The sequence below is a fragment of the Bacillus thermotolerans genome, from assembly GCF_000812025.2.
Lineage (GTDB): Bacteria > Bacillota > Bacilli > Bacillales > Domibacillaceae > Quasibacillus > Quasibacillus thermotolerans.
Map to the genome: position 1 here is coordinate 1 of NZ_JWJE02000069.1, position 15,370 is coordinate 15,370.

The 15,370-nt window shown below is 44.4% G+C and carries 17 protein-coding genes and 1 other annotated feature; of the genes, 1 reads left to right on the forward strand and 16 read right to left on the reverse strand.

The window, feature by feature from the left end; genetic code table 11:
* The coding region (locus tag QY97_RS17405) for a transposase (protein ID WP_039231265.1) at positions 1–188 on the forward strand (188 nt) is incomplete at its 5' end.
* 110 nt (positions 189–298) lie between these two features.
* Here QY97_RS17405 and QY97_RS17410 read toward each other — a convergent pair.
* The 16 genes from QY97_RS17410 to ybeY all read right to left on the reverse strand — a co-directional run bounded on the left by QY97_RS17410 (position 299) and on the right by ybeY (position 15,209).
* Positions 299–1,417 (reverse strand): Nif3-like dinuclear metal center hexameric protein, encoded by a 1,119-nt coding sequence (locus QY97_RS17410; protein WP_039236871.1) that lies wholly within the window; start codon positions 1,415–1,417, stop codon positions 299–301.
* Positions 1,414–2,124 (reverse strand): tRNA (adenine(22)-N(1))-methyltransferase, encoded by a 711-nt coding sequence (locus QY97_RS17415; protein ID WP_039236873.1) that lies wholly within the window; start codon positions 2,122–2,124, stop codon positions 1,414–1,416. Before QY97_RS17415 ends, QY97_RS17410 begins: the two co-directional genes overlap by 4 nt.
* Before the next feature lie 101 nt (positions 2,125–2,225).
* Positions 2,226–2,594: a cytochrome c550 gene (cccA, locus tag QY97_RS17420; protein ID WP_039236876.1), complete on the reverse strand. Its 369-nt coding sequence runs from the start codon at positions 2,592–2,594 to the stop codon at positions 2,226–2,228.
* Between the two features lie 190 nt (positions 2,595–2,784).
* Positions 2,785–3,258 (reverse strand): hypothetical protein, encoded by a 474-nt coding sequence (locus QY97_RS17425; RefSeq protein ID WP_125444150.1) that lies wholly within the window; start codon positions 3,256–3,258, stop codon positions 2,785–2,787.
* A 190-nt stretch (positions 3,259–3,448) separates the two neighbouring features.
* Complete coding sequence (gene rpoD / locus QY97_RS17430) at positions 3,449–4,570, reverse strand: RNA polymerase sigma factor RpoD (RefSeq protein WP_039236879.1); 1,122 nt, start codon at positions 4,568–4,570, stop codon at positions 3,449–3,451.
* Positions 4,571–4,619: 49 nt separating this feature from the next.
* The gene (gene dnaG / locus QY97_RS17435; protein WP_039236881.1) at positions 4,620–6,434 is read right to left on the reverse strand and encodes a DNA primase; all 1,815 of its coding nucleotides are present in this window, start codon (positions 6,432–6,434) and stop codon (positions 4,620–4,622) included.
* A gap of 518 nt (positions 6,435–6,952) precedes the next feature.
* Entirely contained in the window at positions 6,953–7,759 is an 807-nt protein-coding gene (locus QY97_RS17440) for a pyruvate, water dikinase regulatory protein (protein ID WP_039236906.1), read from the reverse strand.
* Positions 7,760–7,786: 27 nt separating this feature from the next.
* Positions 7,787–8,431, reverse strand: a complete 645-nt coding sequence (locus QY97_RS17445; RefSeq protein ID WP_039236909.1) for a helix-turn-helix transcriptional regulator — start codon at positions 8,429–8,431, stop codon at positions 7,787–7,789.
* 209 nt (positions 8,432–8,640) lie between these two features.
* Positions 8,641–10,713, reverse strand: coding sequence for a glycine--tRNA ligase subunit beta (gene glyS, locus QY97_RS17450; protein WP_039236882.1), 2,073 nt, complete (start codon positions 10,711–10,713; stop codon positions 8,641–8,643).
* Complete coding sequence (gene glyQ, locus QY97_RS17455; RefSeq protein WP_039236886.1) at positions 10,706–11,596, reverse strand: glycine--tRNA ligase subunit alpha; 891 nt, start codon at positions 11,594–11,596, stop codon at positions 10,706–10,708. The genes glyS and glyQ overlap by 8 nt, the downstream gene beginning before the upstream one ends.
* A gap of 89 nt (positions 11,597–11,685) precedes the next feature.
* Positions 11,686–11,863, reverse strand: a binding site (T-box leader).
* Positions 11,864–11,913: 50 nt separating this feature from the next.
* Positions 11,914–12,687 carry a DNA repair protein RecO gene (gene recO / locus QY97_RS17460; protein ID WP_039236888.1) on the reverse strand — a complete coding sequence of 258 codons (774 nt, stop codon included), beginning with the start codon at positions 12,685–12,687 and terminating at the stop codon, positions 11,914–11,916.
* Between the two features lie 22 nt (positions 12,688–12,709).
* Positions 12,710–12,862, reverse strand: a complete 153-nt coding sequence (locus QY97_RS17465; RefSeq protein ID WP_082090029.1) for a YqzL family protein — start codon at positions 12,860–12,862, stop codon at positions 12,710–12,712.
* Between the two features lie 107 nt (positions 12,863–12,969).
* Positions 12,970–13,890: a GTPase Era gene (era, locus tag QY97_RS17470; RefSeq protein ID WP_039236894.1), complete on the reverse strand. Its 921-nt coding sequence runs from the start codon at positions 13,888–13,890 to the stop codon at positions 12,970–12,972.
* Positions 13,883–14,281: a cytidine deaminase gene (locus QY97_RS17475; RefSeq protein WP_039236897.1), complete on the reverse strand. Its 399-nt coding sequence runs from the start codon at positions 14,279–14,281 to the stop codon at positions 13,883–13,885. Before QY97_RS17475 ends, era begins: the two co-directional genes overlap by 8 nt.
* Positions 14,282–14,371: 90 nt before the next feature.
* The gene (locus tag QY97_RS17480) at positions 14,372–14,758 is read right to left on the reverse strand and encodes a diacylglycerol kinase family protein (RefSeq protein ID WP_039236900.1); all 387 of its coding nucleotides are present in this window, start codon (positions 14,756–14,758) and stop codon (positions 14,372–14,374) included.
* Positions 14,736–15,209, reverse strand: a complete 474-nt coding sequence (gene ybeY / locus QY97_RS17485; RefSeq protein ID WP_039236903.1) for an rRNA maturation RNase YbeY — start codon at positions 15,207–15,209, stop codon at positions 14,736–14,738. Before ybeY ends, QY97_RS17480 begins: the two co-directional genes overlap by 23 nt.
* Between the last annotated feature and the right edge of the window lie 161 nt (positions 15,210–15,370).

The window sequence follows — 15,370 nt, forward strand, 5'->3', positions numbered from 1 at the left end:
AATTAAGCTTTGCACACAGTAAAGAACTCCACGGTCTGCGCTATGCACGTTACCGTGGAGTTCAAAAAGTGAAAACGCAAGTTTTGATGACCGGCATCATACAAAACTTGAAAAAGTGGGCCAAACTCCGCTCTTTACAGAAAATCGGTCTCCACCTCACTTCTCATATTATAGAAGGTTCCGTTTAACAATTCAAAAAAAGTGAAAACCCCGGTGAGAATTCACCAGGGTTTTCTTGACTAAGTTGTTTTTCAACAACGTGTAACAGGCTGGCCATTGAGGGCCAGCCTGTTTCTTTTTAAATAAAAGTAAAAGGATCTGTGTGGATAGCAGAAGGAATGAATTCCACATCCAATCCATTCTCTTTCGTCAAAGCAGCCATTCTCTTTGCCGTGCCTGCTTTCATCACCTTTTCTACGTTATGTCCCGGATCGACGACATTCAATCCAGCGGCCAAAGCATCATGAGCGGTATGATAATAGAAATCTCCAGTTACATACACGTCGGCCCCTTTAAATTTAGCGGATTGAAAATACTTATTTCCATCGCCGCCAAGAACGGCTACCTTCTTTACCTGGTCAGTCAGCGAACCAACGACACGTACAGTGGAAACCTCCAGCTTTTCTTTAACGAATTCAGCAAACTCCTGCAGCGTCATCGGATGCGCCAGCTTGCCCATGCGACCAAGACCAAGTGCTTCTCCCTCGTTATCAAGCGGATATAGATCATAAGCCGCTTCTTCATACGGATGCGCCTTTAGCATAGCAGACAATACCTTCTTTTCTATGCTCTTCGGATAAATCGTTTCAACTTTTACTTCTTCCACTGCTTCCAGCTCACCAGATTGTCCAATGAACGGGCTTGCCTGATCACTTGGCATGAACCGTCCTGTTCCTTCTGCTGAAAAAGAGCAGTGGCTGTATTCACCAATGAAGCCGGCACCAGCCTTGCCAAGTGCTTCTCTGACTTGTTCAGCGTGAGAAACAGGAACAAACACGGCCAGCTTTTTCAGCTCATCCTCATAGGTCGGCACAAGCACATCTGTCTCGCTAAGCTCCAGCGCCTCTGCCAGCCAGTCATTTACCCCGCCTTCAGCAACATCTAAGTTTGTGTGAGCAGCGTAAACAGCGATATCGTGCTTAATAAGCTTTTCAATAAGCCGGCCCGCCGGTTCATTGGTCATGATAGCTTTTAAAGGCCGATAAATGATCGGATGATGCGCGATAATTAATTGAACATCTTTCTCGATCGCTTCATCCACTACTTCTTCAAGTACATCTAAAGCGACGAGTACTCGTTCCACCGGTTTGTTTAATTGACCGACCTGCAAACCAATTCGATCTCCCTCCATAGCGTATCTTTTAGGAGCAAATTGTTCAAATAGTTGAATTACCTCATGCCCGTTCGCCTTCTTCATTCGCCAATCGCCTCCTTAATTAATTGCAGCTCCCGAGTAACCTCCTGCTTCTTTGCCGATACAGCAGCTTGGTCTTCCGCTTTCTTCAGCTCCTCTATGACTCTCTCCAGCTGAGCTGCTTCTCTTTTCCACTTTTTAAAGAAAACATCATTTTTTTGTGCCAGCAGCATCGGCCCTACAAGCAACTCAAGCTCTTTTTTTCTGCTGTATGGACGCTCTGGCTGTCCTCTTTCAGCTGTTAAAACCTCATAAATCTTCCCGTCTTCTTCCATAATTTCTTCATCTACTAATTCCCATTCATGAGCGAGCAGCCACTTGCGCACATGCTCGGCTCCTACATTCGGCTGTAAAATAAGGCGCTGCACACCGTCCAGCTTTTCCTTGCCTTGGTCCAAAATTGAGACAATCAGTGCCCCGCCCATGCCGGCAATCGTCACACAATCAACCTCTCCTGGTTGAATGACCTCGAGCCCGTCCCCTTTACGGACGGTGATTTGCTCTTCAAGGCCAGCTTTTTGTACCTGCTGCTTGGCAGCTAGAAACGGTCCTTCAGCAACTTCTCCTGCAATAGCCTTTGAGGCCAGGCCGTTATTCACCGCATAGCAAGGCAGATAGGCATGATCGGAGCCAATGTCAGCTAGGACCGATTCAGCTGGAATACGGGAAGCGACAGCTAACAGCCGATCCGATAATTGATGTATATTCATCTCTTCACCACTTTTATTTTTCTGTTTCTTCGCTCTTATTGTAAACGTAACAACCCGATAAAAAAAGCTCCTTGCCTATCGGCAAAGAACTTTTTCTGGTGTTATTTAATTTGGCTTACCCATTCAGCCATAGCATCAGCATTTTCAGCTGGCACAAGACCTGGAGGCATTGCACCTCTGCCGTTGACAAGAACATCTTTAATTTCTTCCTGGGACAGCCTTTCACCGACGCCTGTTAACGCAGGGCCTGCTCCTCCTTCGTAGTTGCCGCCATGACAGCCTACGCAGGATTGCTGGTAATGCCCTTCTGGATCAAAAGAGCCACCTTCTGCTGTTTCCGTTTGCTCGCCGCCTTCTTCCTCATTTGCCATTTCTTCAGCGTTATTAAGCCCGACCAAAGAAAGGAAGAAGATCAGCCCGATTCCGAATACAGCAATGAGCAGAAACGGTATGATTGGATTTCGTTGCATTTTCAAACCTCCCTTATATGTATACAAAATAACAAATAGAAAGTACAAACACTTACTATTCTACTTGAAAACAACTATTTGGAAAAGCCCTTACATAGAAGTTTTTACTTGTTTGTTGCAATTTAGTCATAATTTTCTTTCTCCTATAAAAGGCAAATGATTCTTTCGCGACTATTAAGCTGTTTCACCATTATATTATGATATAAATGACAAGAAAAAAGACCCCTATATAAGCGGAAATCGTCAAGTAAAGCTGCCTCAGTTTTCTTCCGATACCCCACCAGAGCAAAAAGTGGAGAAACAAAAGGGCATACAGGGTATAACGATCACTTTCTAAGAAAAACTGCTGAATTTCTACAGTAAAAATTAACAACAAAACCGCTGCTGAAACTAATAACAGCGGAGAAAAAAATTCTTTCTTAGAAAAATAAATAATCGCTGCGAGTACACAAACGACAAAAATTGTCAAAATCATCATTTGCAAAGGGAACGACAATTCAGTAAAATATAGAACAAATAGAGATATTACTATGCTGCACACAGCCAATATCTGACTCATCAGAACAAATGGCCATGGAGGCATACTTTCGACTGAATCTTTCGGCATCTCTTCGCCTTCTGTATAGAGTGTCAATAAATAGTCGCAGTAATGATCTGGCAGCATCCGGTGTTCCTTCCAAAAAAGGATCTCTCGTACGATGATTCGCCTTTTCTCATCTGCCATTCTTGTCACATCCTGTCATGCATATACTATTCGTGAAAAAAAGGTAAATCCCTGCCTCTTCCATAAAAAAAGTTTACTTCCTAATGGAAGTAAACTTAAAACAAACCTATAGTAAAGTCATGAATATTTATTATTCAAGAAAATCCTTCAATCGCTTGCTGCGGCTAGGGTGGCGTAACTTACGCAATGCCTTCGCTTCGATCTGGCGAATACGCTCACGTGTAACACCAAAGACTTTTCCTACTTCTTCTAGTGTACGTGTGCGGCCATCATCTAAGCCAAAGCGGAGACGCAGGACATTCTCTTCCCGGTCTGTCAGCGTATCCAGCACATCTTCAAGCTGTTCTTTTAGCAATTCGTAAGCAGCATGCTCAGAGGGAGAAGTCGCTTCCTGGTCCTCAATAAAGTCGCCTAAATGGGAATCATCCTCTTCACCGATCGGCGTTTCCAGGGAGACGGGCTCTTGAGCAATCTTGAGGATCTCTCGCACTTTCTCCGGCGTTAAATCCATTTCCTCTGCGATTTCTTCCGGTGTCGGTTCGCGGCCGAGGTCTTGAAGCAGCTGCCTTTGAACGCGAATCAGCTTGTTAATCGTCTCAACCATATGGACAGGAATACGGATCGTTCTTGCCTGGTCGGCAATAGCCCGTGTAATGGCCTGGCGAATCCACCATGTCGCATACGTACTGAATTTAAACCCTTTGCGATAATCAAACTTTTCTACCGCTTTAATCAAACCCATATTTCCTTCTTGAATCAGGTCAAGGAACAGCATGCCGCGTCCTACGTAGCGCTTAGCAATGCTGACAACGAGACGCAGGTTAGCTTCCGCAAGACGACGCTTCGCTTCCTCATCCCCTTGTTCAATGCGAGTAGCCAGTTCAATTTCTTCTTCGGCAGATAAAAGGTCAACCCGGCCGATCTCTTTTAAATACATGCGCACAGGGTCGTTAATCTTCACACCTGGAGGAACACTTAAGTCATTTAAATCAAACTCTTCGCTTTCCTTTTCCAGTTCATGAAGGTTTGGATCCTCTTCGTCTTCATCTTCGTTTATTACATCCACACCTTGCTCCCCGAGCTGTTCGTAAAACTCATCTATTTGATCTGACTCTACCTCGAATGGCGACAGTTTATCTGCTACAAAGTCATAGGACAGCTTGCCTCGTTTTTTGCCAAGTTCAATAAGTTGTTCTTTTGCTCTTTCTAAAGTTAATTCGGTTTCTTTGGAACGTGTAGACTTTTCAGCCATTGCCGTCCCCCTCCTTCCAACATCCTTGCCTCATACTTCTCAATACCCGTTAATGCAGCTCTTTCTTTAGTTCCATAATTTCTTTAGCGATCTTCGCAGCAGCAAGGTAATCCTTTGCTTTTTCAGCCGAGATTTGCTGCTGTTTCTTCACTTTTATTTCAAGCACTTTGCGATGCTTAAAGATTTGCTGAATGCAATCATGAATTTCCTCATCACTTGCCACTTTGCTGATCATCATCATTTCTATATCTGAAACGAGTCGGCGCAACGTATCATTTGGAAGAAAAGTAATAAAGGCACTTGCATCCGGCTCGTGTCCTCCCTCATAAAAGCCCAGCAGGTACGTAAAAATAGCTTGGTGTTCATCTAAATTGAATGTATTTCCGCCTAGCAGCTCCTTTACCTTGTAGGCGACATCGTCACTTTTCAGCATATAAGCAATCAATCTTCGCTCTGCTGTCTGAAAAGCCGGATATAGCTTATTCGGTGCTTGGTAAACAGAAGTGGCCTGAGGTGCTGGAGCATGCTGATGCTGCTTCTTTCTTTCTTTGAAGAACACCTGCTTTTCCTGCTGTTTTAAGGCTTCGAGTGATAATGAGAATTGTTCGGCTATCTGCCGCAAGTAATAGTCCCGCTCAACCGCCTTCTTAAGCTTAGCGATTTCTGTAACCACTTCTTCTATATACTGCAGCTTCTGTCCTTCATCCTGCAAATTCTTCCCTTGCTTGTAATACTCCATTTTGAAAGCCATTTGTGTCCGGGCTGTTTCAATCACGTGATGAAGAAACTTCTCGCCGCCATGCCTTCTAATGTAATCATCCGGATCCATTCTGTCTGGGACAGAAGCAATCCTTACCTCGCAGCCGCTGCTAATCAGCAGCTCGGAAGCACGAAATGCAGCATTCATGCCCGCTAAATCGCCATCATAGCAAATGATCACTTCATTCGCCAATCGTTTGATTTGCTGAATGTGCGCCTCCGTTAAAGAGGTACCCATTGTGGCAATGCCGGTTTCTACCCCTGCTCGCGCAGCAGCAATAACATCAGCAAAACCTTCAAAAAGAATGGCACGGTGCTGCTTCCGAATAGCTGGTCTCGCCTGGTGAAGATTATATAAAAGGCGGCTTTTATTGAAAATTGGTGTTTCCGGACTGTTTAAGTACTTTGGCTTTTCATCATGAAGGGACCGCCCCGAAAAAGCAACTACGCTGCCTTTTTCATCATAAAGGGGAAACATGATCCTGCCACGGAACCGGTCGAAATAGCTGCCGCTGTCTTCTTTCCGGATGATCAATCCGGCTTTCTCCATCCATTCAAGAGGGAAGCCTCTCTTCTCTAAGAAACGGGTCGTGAATTCCCAGTTAGGAAGCGACCAGCCTATTTGAAATGTTTCTAAATCACTCGCCGAAAATCCTCTTTCCTCTAAATAGTCCAGTGCTTCCTGGCCCTCGGCTGTGTTCATGAGTAAATGATGGTAAAACTTTGCTAATAGCTCGTGAGCTTTCAGCATTTGCTCCTTTTCTTCTGAAACAGCTGGCTGTTTCTTGCCGTCTCCTCCAAAAGAAGGAACTTCCACCGTTACTCCTGCACGCTCTGCCAGCTTGCTCACTGCTTCCTGGAAAGAGATATTCTCAACTTCCGTTAAAAAAGAAAAAATGTTTCCGCCAGCTCCACACCCGAAACAATGATAAATTTGCTTATCTGGTGAAACTGAAAAAGAAGGGGAATTCTCCTGGTGGAATGGACAAAGACCGAAGAAGTTACGGCCTTGCTTCTTCAACTGTACATACTCACCGATTACATCAGTGATATCCAGTGATTGCTTAATTTGTTGAATCGTTTCTTCAGGAATTCTTCCTGTCACGTGTACATCACCAGCTATACTTTTTCGATAAAAGAACTAAATTTCCTGCAACTTTTTTGTTTCTCCATAGACATCACGATGAATCACAGCTTTTTAAAAACGAAGCTGCGGTTCCTTATGTCTGCAAGAAAAAGTTCCATTCGACAAACTTCGGCATCATTCTCTTTCTTGCCTATGCCTTATAATTCTACAATGTTGAGAAGAATCCTTCTCAAATAATAAATAACCTAAAAAAACTCTTAGTAACCCTTTATGAAAAGAAGGCACTCAAAACAGCACACAACTAGTTTATTCCTTTATCTAGAGCATTAAACCTGTTTTAAACACATTTTTATCACAATTTTTTATTATAGTACATTTCTTTCAAAAAGACCATTATTTTATAACAAGAAATAAGCACACAATCACAGGATCATGTGCTATAAAGTGTAGACAAAAACTTTAATTGAAATTCCTTTCATCACTCAAAAGGTTTTTTATCCATTAAAACGTTCATACGAACGAATCAGAAGGTATTTTTATTTTCTCTTGTGGTACTTACTTAGGATGATATTGGCCGTTTCTTCCACCGCTTTATTTGTTACGTCAATGACCTCACACCCAATCCGCTCCATCATCCTCTCTGAATAAGCAATCTCTGCTTTAATGCGCTCTAGATCCGCATAACTTGCATTATCGCTTAACCCCAAAGAAATAAGACGTTCTTTACGAATTTCATTTAGCTTTGCAGGGCTAATTTTTAACCCGAAGCATTTTTCCCGTGGAATGGTAAATAGCTCTTCAGGCGGATCCACTTCCGGTACGAGCGGGACGTTCGCTACCTTTAACCGTTTATGAGCAAGATACTGAGAGAGCGGGGTCTTCGACGTGCGGGAGACACCGATTAACACAACATCTGCCTTTAGCAGGCCCCTCGGGTCTCTTCCGTCATCGTATTTCACCGCAAACTCGATAGCCTCTACCTTTTTGAAGTACTCCTCATCAAGCTTTCTTACAAGCCCTGGTTCCATTAAAGGAGGACGTCCGTACAAAGACTCCAGCTCGTTCATCAATGGGCCAAGTAAATCAAAGTTCACAATGCCTTCTTTTTGTGCTTGCTGCTTCATATAATCGCGCACGTCAGGCTTTACCAGTGTATACACAATAAGTCCTTTTTCTATTTTTGCTAAGTCGATGACTTCATCAATATGGGACCGGTCCTCTACATAAGGGAACCGTTTAATGACCGCATGCGAACCGTTAAATTGACTGACAGCTGCCTTGGTGACAAGTTCAGCCGTTTCACCCACTGAGTCGGACACGATGTATATAATTGGATCATTCAGCAAAAATCAGAACCTCCTCCAGGTGGCTCAGTCGTCATCTGCCAGTGCTACGAACGCTTTGGCAATATTCGTTTTCGTGATGCGGCCGATTACTTCGTAGCCTGCTGCTGATTTCTTGACGACCGGCACCGCATCTATTTGTTTTTCAATTAAGTTTTTCGCCACATCTACGAGCAAGTCATCTTTTTCGCACACAGCGATGTTCGGCATCCTTGTCATAATAATATTAACAGGGACAGCACTTAATTCTTGCTTGCCAAGGCTCGCCCTCAGCAGGTCTTTCCGCGACAGCACACCAGCTAAGTGGCCCTTGTTATCCACTACAAAAAGGGTGCCGACGTCTTCTAAAAACATTGTTACAATTGCATCGTATACAGAATCATCTTCCTTGACCACTACCGGAACCGCTTGATAATCCTTTACATAGATTTTCATTAGGTTCTCTGTCAATAGCTGAGTGCCAGACTTCCCTGTATAAAAATAACCGACGCGCGGCCTCGCATCTAAAAAGCCCGCCATTGTCAGAATAGCTAAATCAGGACGCAATGTAGCCCTTGTTAAATTCAGCTGCTCAGCAATATGCTCTCCGGTAATCGGGCCATTTTCCTTTACGATCTGCAGGATCTTTTCTTGACGGTTATTAAGTTCGATCTTCCTCACCACCTGACGCATAATAGAAGCAAAGCTCAATTGCCCCTCCATTCATCAGGGGCAAGCTTGAGCATCTGCGCTTCTACTGTTTAAAAAGTGTTATACCATATAATAAATATTATATACTATTTAACTCAAATGAAAAGCAAAGTCTTTTCTTTTATGCTTCTTTTGCGCTGACAGTAAGTGAGTAAGGAAAGCAGCTAACCTGTATAAGGACTCTGTCATTATTACTTAACTAACAGCTTGTTAAAATCGGCGAACGACAAAATCAGGGAAGCTAGCTCACTCATTTGGCTCAAGCGGTTCTTTCTAACGGATGCGTCCTCTGCCATAACCATCGTATGTTCAAAGTACTGCTCAATCGGCTGCTGCAAGCTTCCAAGCAGATCAAACTGCTCTTTTACTTTGTCTGTTCCTTGCAACCCTTCTTGTACACGCAAGAAAGCCTGATACAGCTCCTTTTCCTCTTCATTCTCAAAGAGCTGCTCATCAATGGAAGCTGGCTCTTCTGCTTTTTTCGCAATGTTAATGACACGGCTAAGGGCTTCCGTTGTTTCTTTAAATCCAACTTCCTCTTTGCGGGCCATTAACACGTCCGCTTTAGCAAATAAGGATGGAACCGCACCAACTCTGCCTTCGATAACTGCATCAATCAAGTCATAGCGGACACCTCTTTCCTGCAGGCTATGCTTAATACGCAGTTTAAAGAACGAAACCAGCTCTTCAAGAAGTGTCTCTTCGCTCTTCACTCCGACGTTATCTTTCTTTACAACAGAAATGGCTGTTTGAAGGACGTCCTCAAGTGCGATATTCCATTTACGCTCTTGCAGGATAAGCACAATGCCCGCTGCTTGTCTGCGAAGGGCGTACGGGTCCTGAGAGCCCGTCGGAATAATATCAACAGCGAAACAGGAAACGATCGTATCCAGTTTATCTGCCAGGCTGACGACCGCTCCGGTCAATGTGTCAGGTGCCCCGTCCTCCGCATGGCGAGGCTCATAATGCTCATTAACTGCCGCTGCAACTTCCCGATCCTCTCCTTTTTGAAGCGCATACTTCTCTCCCATAATCCCCTGGAGCTCAGGAAACTCGTAAACCATTTGTGTCACGAGGTCAAACTTGCAAATTTCTGCCGCCCGATCTGCCTTTTCTTTAGCTTCATCAGATGCACCGGTTAAATCACCTAGTTCAGCAGATAAACGACGGATGCGTCCGACTTTTTCGGACAATGTACCGATTTTCTCATGATAAACAATCGCTTGCAGCTTGCTAAGGAAGAAATCAATGTCTTTACTTTGATCCTCCTTATAGAAGAAGTCTGCATCTGCCAAGCGAGCCTGCAGAACTTTTTCGTTCCCCTTCGCTACTTGGTCAATGGAGCGGCTGTTCCCGTTTCTGACAGTTACAAAGAACGGAAGAAGCTTGCCGCTCTGATCCTTAACCGGGAAGTAGCGCTGGTGCTCCTTCATGGAAGTAATCAGCACTTCTGCCGGCAGTTCAAGAAAACTCTCGTTGAATGAACCAAATAATACGGTCGGATATTCAACTAAGTTGTTCACTTCTTCAAGTAAATCCTCATCCACAGGAATAGTCCAGGATTGCTCTTTTTCCAGCTGGGAAAGCTGACTGCGGATCATATCCTTCCGTTTGGCTGGGTCTGCAATAACGAATTGCTCTTCCAGCTGTGCTTCATACGCGGCTGGTGAATCAATCACCGTTTCTTCACCTAGGAAGCGGTGGCCATGTGTTGTTTTTCCAGTCTCCACATTCGTAATCTCAAATGGGATCACTTCGCCTCCAAATAAAGCAACGAGCCATTTAATTGGACGAATATAACGAAGGTCATTATTTGCCCAGCGCATATTCTTGCCGAAATGCAAGCCAACAACAATATCGCGAAGCGCCGGCAAAAGATCCGCTACCTGCTTTCCTCTGACGAACTTATTCACGTGTACATATTCTACACCGTTGATTTCTTTAAAATAAATATCCTCTACTGTCATGCCTTGGCCGCGTGTAAAGCCGATCGCTGCTTTTGACCATTCGCCGTCTTCCTGCAGCGCGATCTTTTTCGCCGGGCCTTTCACTTCTTCTTCGATATCCTCCTGGGCCTCTGCTACATCCTGAACCAGCACAGCCAGCCGGCGCGGAGTGGAGTACAGCTTCACTTGTCCATAAGACACTTTCTGCTCATTTAAAAACTCTTCGACCTTGCTGCCTAGCTGAGTCATTGACTCCGTAACAAAGCGTGCTGGCATTTCCTCCAGGCCGATTTCTAATAGTAAATCCCTCTTATTCATGTTCTGCCTCCCCTTTCTCCTTCAGCATTGGGAACCCTAGCTTTTCACGTTCTTCATAAAACGTCTTCGCAATTTGTCTAGCCATGCTGCGCATGCGTCCAAGATAAGCAGTCCGCTCTGTCACAGAAATGGCCCCCTTAGCATCCAGCAGGTTAAATGTGTGAGAGCACTTTAGGACATAGTCATATGCGGGATGAACCAGCCCTTCCTCCATTTGGCGCTTCGCTTCCTTTTCATACGTTGAGAACAAATGGAACAGCATATCCACATCAGACGTTTCAAACGTATACTTCGAATGCTCAAATTCCGGCTGATAGAAAATATCTCTTACAGTAAAGCCCTCTGTCCACTCTAAATCAAAGACATTCTCCTTCTCTTGGATGTAAGAAGCCAGCCGCTCAATGCCGTAAGTAATTTCAACGGAGACAGGCTTACACTCCATTCCGCCTACTTGCTGGAAGTATGTAAATTGAGTAATCTCCATCCCGTCAAGCCAGACCTCCCATCCTAGGCCCGCACAGCCAAGCGAAGGGTTCTCCCAGTTATCTTCGACGAAGCGGATATCATGCTCAAGCGGATCAATGCCTAGTGCCTTTAAGGAATCTAAGTACATTTCCTGAATATTGTCGGGGGAAGGCTTCATAATCACCTGGAACTGATGATGCTGGTAAAGACGGTTCGGATTTTCTCCATACCGTCCGTCTGCCGGTCGGCGGCTCGGCTCTACATAAGCTACATTCCATGGCTCAGGGCCAATCGCACGCAAAAACGTATACGGACTCATCGTGCCGGCTCCTTTTTCTACATCGTACGCCTGCATTAAAATGCAACCGTGATTCGACCAATGTTTTTGCAAGGTTAGAATCATTTCTTGAATATTCATAACAAAACCTCTCCTTCTCTCATTCATTTTAATTAAGGCGGCTCATTTCTCGCACAAAAAACTCCCGCCTCTATGTACTGATTCCTGTACATAGGGACGAGAGTTACCCGCGGTTCCACCCTATTTGCCGCGTACTATCGCGCGGCCGCTTTCTACTAAAAAACTGCTCCAGACTGCCTTTCCTTAGCGCTCTTTCCCCGGCTTGCACCATCCCGGGGTCGCTTAAAAAAGAGGGGGCTAAGTAATTAATTCCTTCACTGCAGTTCGTATTTACTTTCACTAGATACTAAAAAATTTAATCGAAAGTAGAGGATTTGTCAATCATCAGCTTTCTTTTCTCCGAGAAGCTTTTGCATTTCCTCCATCTGGCTGAGGAATTTGCGTGACTTTAAATATAACCCCGAATATTCATCATAGTAAAGGGAAATGGCGGTCCGAAGCTCTTTCTTTGTCTGCGGCTTTACATTAATACTGCCAAGCCGGCTTAAGTCAAAGAAATAAAACAGCCGAAGCAGTTTAACTGCCGCCGGTGACAGCGGAAAATGATAAGGATCGATGTGGACGCACCGATGACAGAGCAAACCATTTTCCCGCACAGAAAAAGCAAAACGCCCCTCCTGGCTGCCACAGTTTGCACAGCTTGACAGTTCAGGACGCAAGCCGATAACCTGCAGCATCTTCATCTCAAATATATAGGTGAGCACTTCGGCATCATAACCCTCATTTAAATAATCAAGTGATTGCCTGAAAAGCTCGAACAGATATGGATTAGGCTGCTTTTCTTCAGTGCTCTTATCCAGCAGTTCCGCCATATACGCTGCATAGGCAGTAACCATCAAATCCTCACGTATGTAACGCATGGAAGAAAGCATTTCTCCCTGCTGGAGAGTCCCCAGGCCGCTTCCAATCTGTATGAGAAACTGGCCATGGGTGAACGGCTGGGTAATAGCAGAAAGCCGGCTGTTTGGCTTATTAGCTCCTCTTGCCATACAGGCCAGCTTTCCTTTTTCATGGGTAAAAATCGTTATTATTTTATTTGTTTCGCCATAATTAGTTGTTCGAATTACAATTCCTTCAACTTTTTGAAACATTCAGAAGGCCGCCTCCGCCTCCTCAATTCGTCATCCGGGTAACCGGGAAGTCGAGGTCAGCCAGCTGCTCCTGTTCCACTTGGGCGTTGTCATTGTCTTTTTCAATTTCTTTGTATAGAAGATATGTGTCTATGCTTCCTGTTTCTGAAAAGACCTTCCACGTCAAATCTAACATGTTTTTCCCCGCCTTTCTTATTGAAACTGGCATTTCCCGTTGGCTTCCTTATTAGCTTCACCGATTCCTTTCTGATTATGAGGAGCAAAAATTTCTAGTTCATCTAATTAATACTCGTCTTCACGGAATCCAAAATCACGAAGGTTGGACAGCTTATTGCGCCAATCCTTTTGAACCTTTACCCACAGCTCTAAATATACTTGTGAACCGAGCAAATTTTCAATATCCTGGCGCGACCGTTTGCCAATTTCTTTTAGCAAAGCGCCCCTTTTACCAATAATGATCCCTTTTTGCGAATCTCGCTCTACAATAATCGTAGCCATAACATCAATGATATCTTTGTCTCCCCGGCGCTCCATCTTATCCATCACCACCGCAATCGAATGCGGCACTTCCTCTCTCGTTAAGTGAAGTACCTTTTCTCGGATAAGCTCTGTAATAATAAAGCGCTCTGGATGGTCCGTTACCTGATCAGCTGGATAATATTGCGGCCCCTCTGGAAGGTTCCCTTCAATCTGATCAAGCAGCCGCTCCACGTTATTTCCCTCTAAAGCAGAAATAGGAACGACCTCTGCAAACGGGTGCAGATCCTTATATTGGTCAATGAGCTCAATGAGCTGATCCGGGTGAATGCGGTCTATTTTATTAATAACCAAAAACACCGGAGTCTTAACTCCCTTTAGCTTCTCAATGATAAATTCATCACCACGGCCGTATCCCTCTTCTGCATTTACCATAAATAGAACGAGATCGACTTCTTTCAGCGTATTGACCGCTACTTTCATCATAAAGTCTCCCAGCTTATGCTTGGGCTTGTGAATGCCGGGGGTATCAATGAAAATCATTTGTGCATTCTCTTTTGTATACACGCCCTGCACTTTGTTTCTTGTTGTTTGCGGCTTGTCGCTCATAATAGCGATTTTCTGTCCGATGACTCGATTCAAAAAAGTAGATTTTCCGACGTTTGGACGTCCGATAATAGAAATAAACCCTGATTTATATGACGTATGATTGGCTTGTTTACTCATGTAAATCCTCCGGTGCAAATGCTCCTGGAAGCAAGTTTTGTACGGTTAGTTCTTCAACGTCTCCTTGAAGATTGGCCAGAAATACTTTCATATCAGCTGAACATAGCTCAGACATGACTTGACGGCATGCTCCGCATGGCGGAACCGGCCGCTTCGTATCAGCGATTACAGCCATTGCCGCAAACTCTTTCTCACCTTCAGACCAAGCTTTGAATAACGCAGTTCGTTCTGCACAATTACACATGCTGTAAGCGGCATTTTCAATATTGCATCCGTGAAAGACCTTTCCATCTTTTGTCACGACTGCTGCCCCCACTGGAAATTGGGAATAAGGGACATAAGCTCGCTCTCTTGCTGCTTTTGCTTCTTGAATCAGTTCGTTTTTTTTCAAGTTCATGCTCCTTTACACTCTATTTTAATATAAATCCAATCATTTGCAATCCATTTACGTTAAATTTTTCAGAAAAATCCAAACTATCTATCATAAAGGCCAAACCTTCGGCAAAAAGATAATCAAGCCGGTGATGGCAGCTAAAATGGCGTACAAGAGAACCGCTCCTGCTGCTAAGTCCTTAGCCATTCCAGCAAGCGGATGAGTCTCCTCTGTGACTAAATCCACCACTTTCTCAATTGCCGTATTAATCATCTCAAGCACAAACATACCAAAGATCATTAAAAGGATAAACAGCCACTCGATACGAGAAAGCGATAAAAGGCTCCCAGCTGCTATCACTGCCGAAGCAGCGGCCGCATGGAAACGAAAGTTGGGTTCCCTCCAGGCGAACCGCAGCCCCTGAAAAGCAAACCCAAAAGAAGCAGCGAAGCGCTTCCAGCGAAAAGGCGACTTACCTCTGTAATCCATACTCATTTAGGATATCCTTCTGCTTTTGAAACATGACCTTCTCATCTTCTTCCGTCATGTGGTCGTACCCCAATAAATGAAGAAGTCCGTGGACCGCTAGAAAGCCAAGCTCCCTCTCAAAGCTGTGCCCATATTCCTCCGCCTGTTCCTTCGCACGAGGAATGGAGATAATAATATCTCCAAGCATCCGGGGAAGGTCCTCAGCCCCGCTGATAGCCAGTTCCTCCTCGGTCATTTCCTCGAGGGCAAATGAAATAACATCTGTCGGGGTGTCCTTTCCACGGTAATCACGATTAATTTCGCGGATTCTTTCATTATCCGTGAAAGTGACAGATACCTCACTGTCTCCTGCTACCTGCTCTTTATCTGCTGCTAAATTTAATACTTCTTCCACCAGCTGGAATGCTTCTTTTCCCAGCTTTTCTGTTTCATCAATCATATCAATGACTAAGGCCATCGTGTTCTTCCTCCATTCCATAAAATCATAACAGGTTTCCCTTAGAAAATCATATACATGAACACAAACTAAAATCGAGTAGAGGGAAAATAAGTTGATTATTTTCGCCCCTCTCACACCACCGTACGTACGGTTCCGTATACGGCGGTTCAATTTATATT

Bases quoted from the DNA above. Each gene is read 5' to 3' on its own strand.
- era (WP_039236894.1), bottom strand. From the start codon at position 13,890: ATGAGTAAACAAGCCAATCATACGTCATATAAATCAGGGTTTATTTCT.
- cccA (WP_039236876.1), bottom strand. From the start codon at position 2,594: ATGCAACGAAATCCAATCATACCGTTTCTGCTCATTGCTGTATTCGGA.
- QY97_RS17480 (WP_039236900.1), bottom strand. From the start codon at position 14,758: ATGAGTATGGATTACAGAGGTAAGTCGCCTTTTCGCTGGAAGCGCTTC.
- QY97_RS17445 (WP_039236909.1), bottom strand. From the start codon at position 8,431: ATGCGTCAGGTGGTGAGGAAGATCGAACTTAATAACCGTCAAGAAAAG.
- ybeY (WP_039236903.1), bottom strand. From the start codon at position 15,209: ATGGCCTTAGTCATTGATATGATTGATGAAACAGAAAAGCTGGGAAAA.
- glyQ (WP_039236886.1), bottom strand. From the start codon at position 11,596: ATGAATATTCAAGAAATGATTCTAACCTTGCAAAAACATTGGTCGAAT.
- rpoD (WP_039236879.1), bottom strand. From the start codon at position 4,570: ATGGCTGAAAAGTCTACACGTTCCAAAGAAACCGAATTAACTTTAGAA.
- recO (WP_039236888.1), bottom strand. From the start codon at position 12,687: ATGTTTCAAAAAGTTGAAGGAATTGTAATTCGAACAACTAATTATGGC.
- QY97_RS17410 (WP_039236871.1), bottom strand. From the start codon at position 1,417: ATGAAGAAGGCGAACGGGCATGAGGTAATTCAACTATTTGAACAATTT.
- QY97_RS17415 (WP_039236873.1), bottom strand. From the start codon at position 2,124: ATGAATATACATCAATTATCGGATCGGCTGTTAGCTGTCGCTTCCCGT.
- QY97_RS17425 (WP_125444150.1), bottom strand. From the start codon at position 3,258: ATGCTGCCAGATCATTACTGCGACTATTTATTGACACTCTATACAGAA.
- QY97_RS17465 (WP_082090029.1), bottom strand. From the start codon at position 12,862: ATGTTAGATTTGACGTGGAAGGTCTTTTCAGAAACAGGAAGCATAGAC.
- glyS (WP_039236882.1), bottom strand. From the start codon at position 10,713: ATGAATAAGAGGGATTTACTATTAGAAATCGGCCTGGAGGAAATGCCA.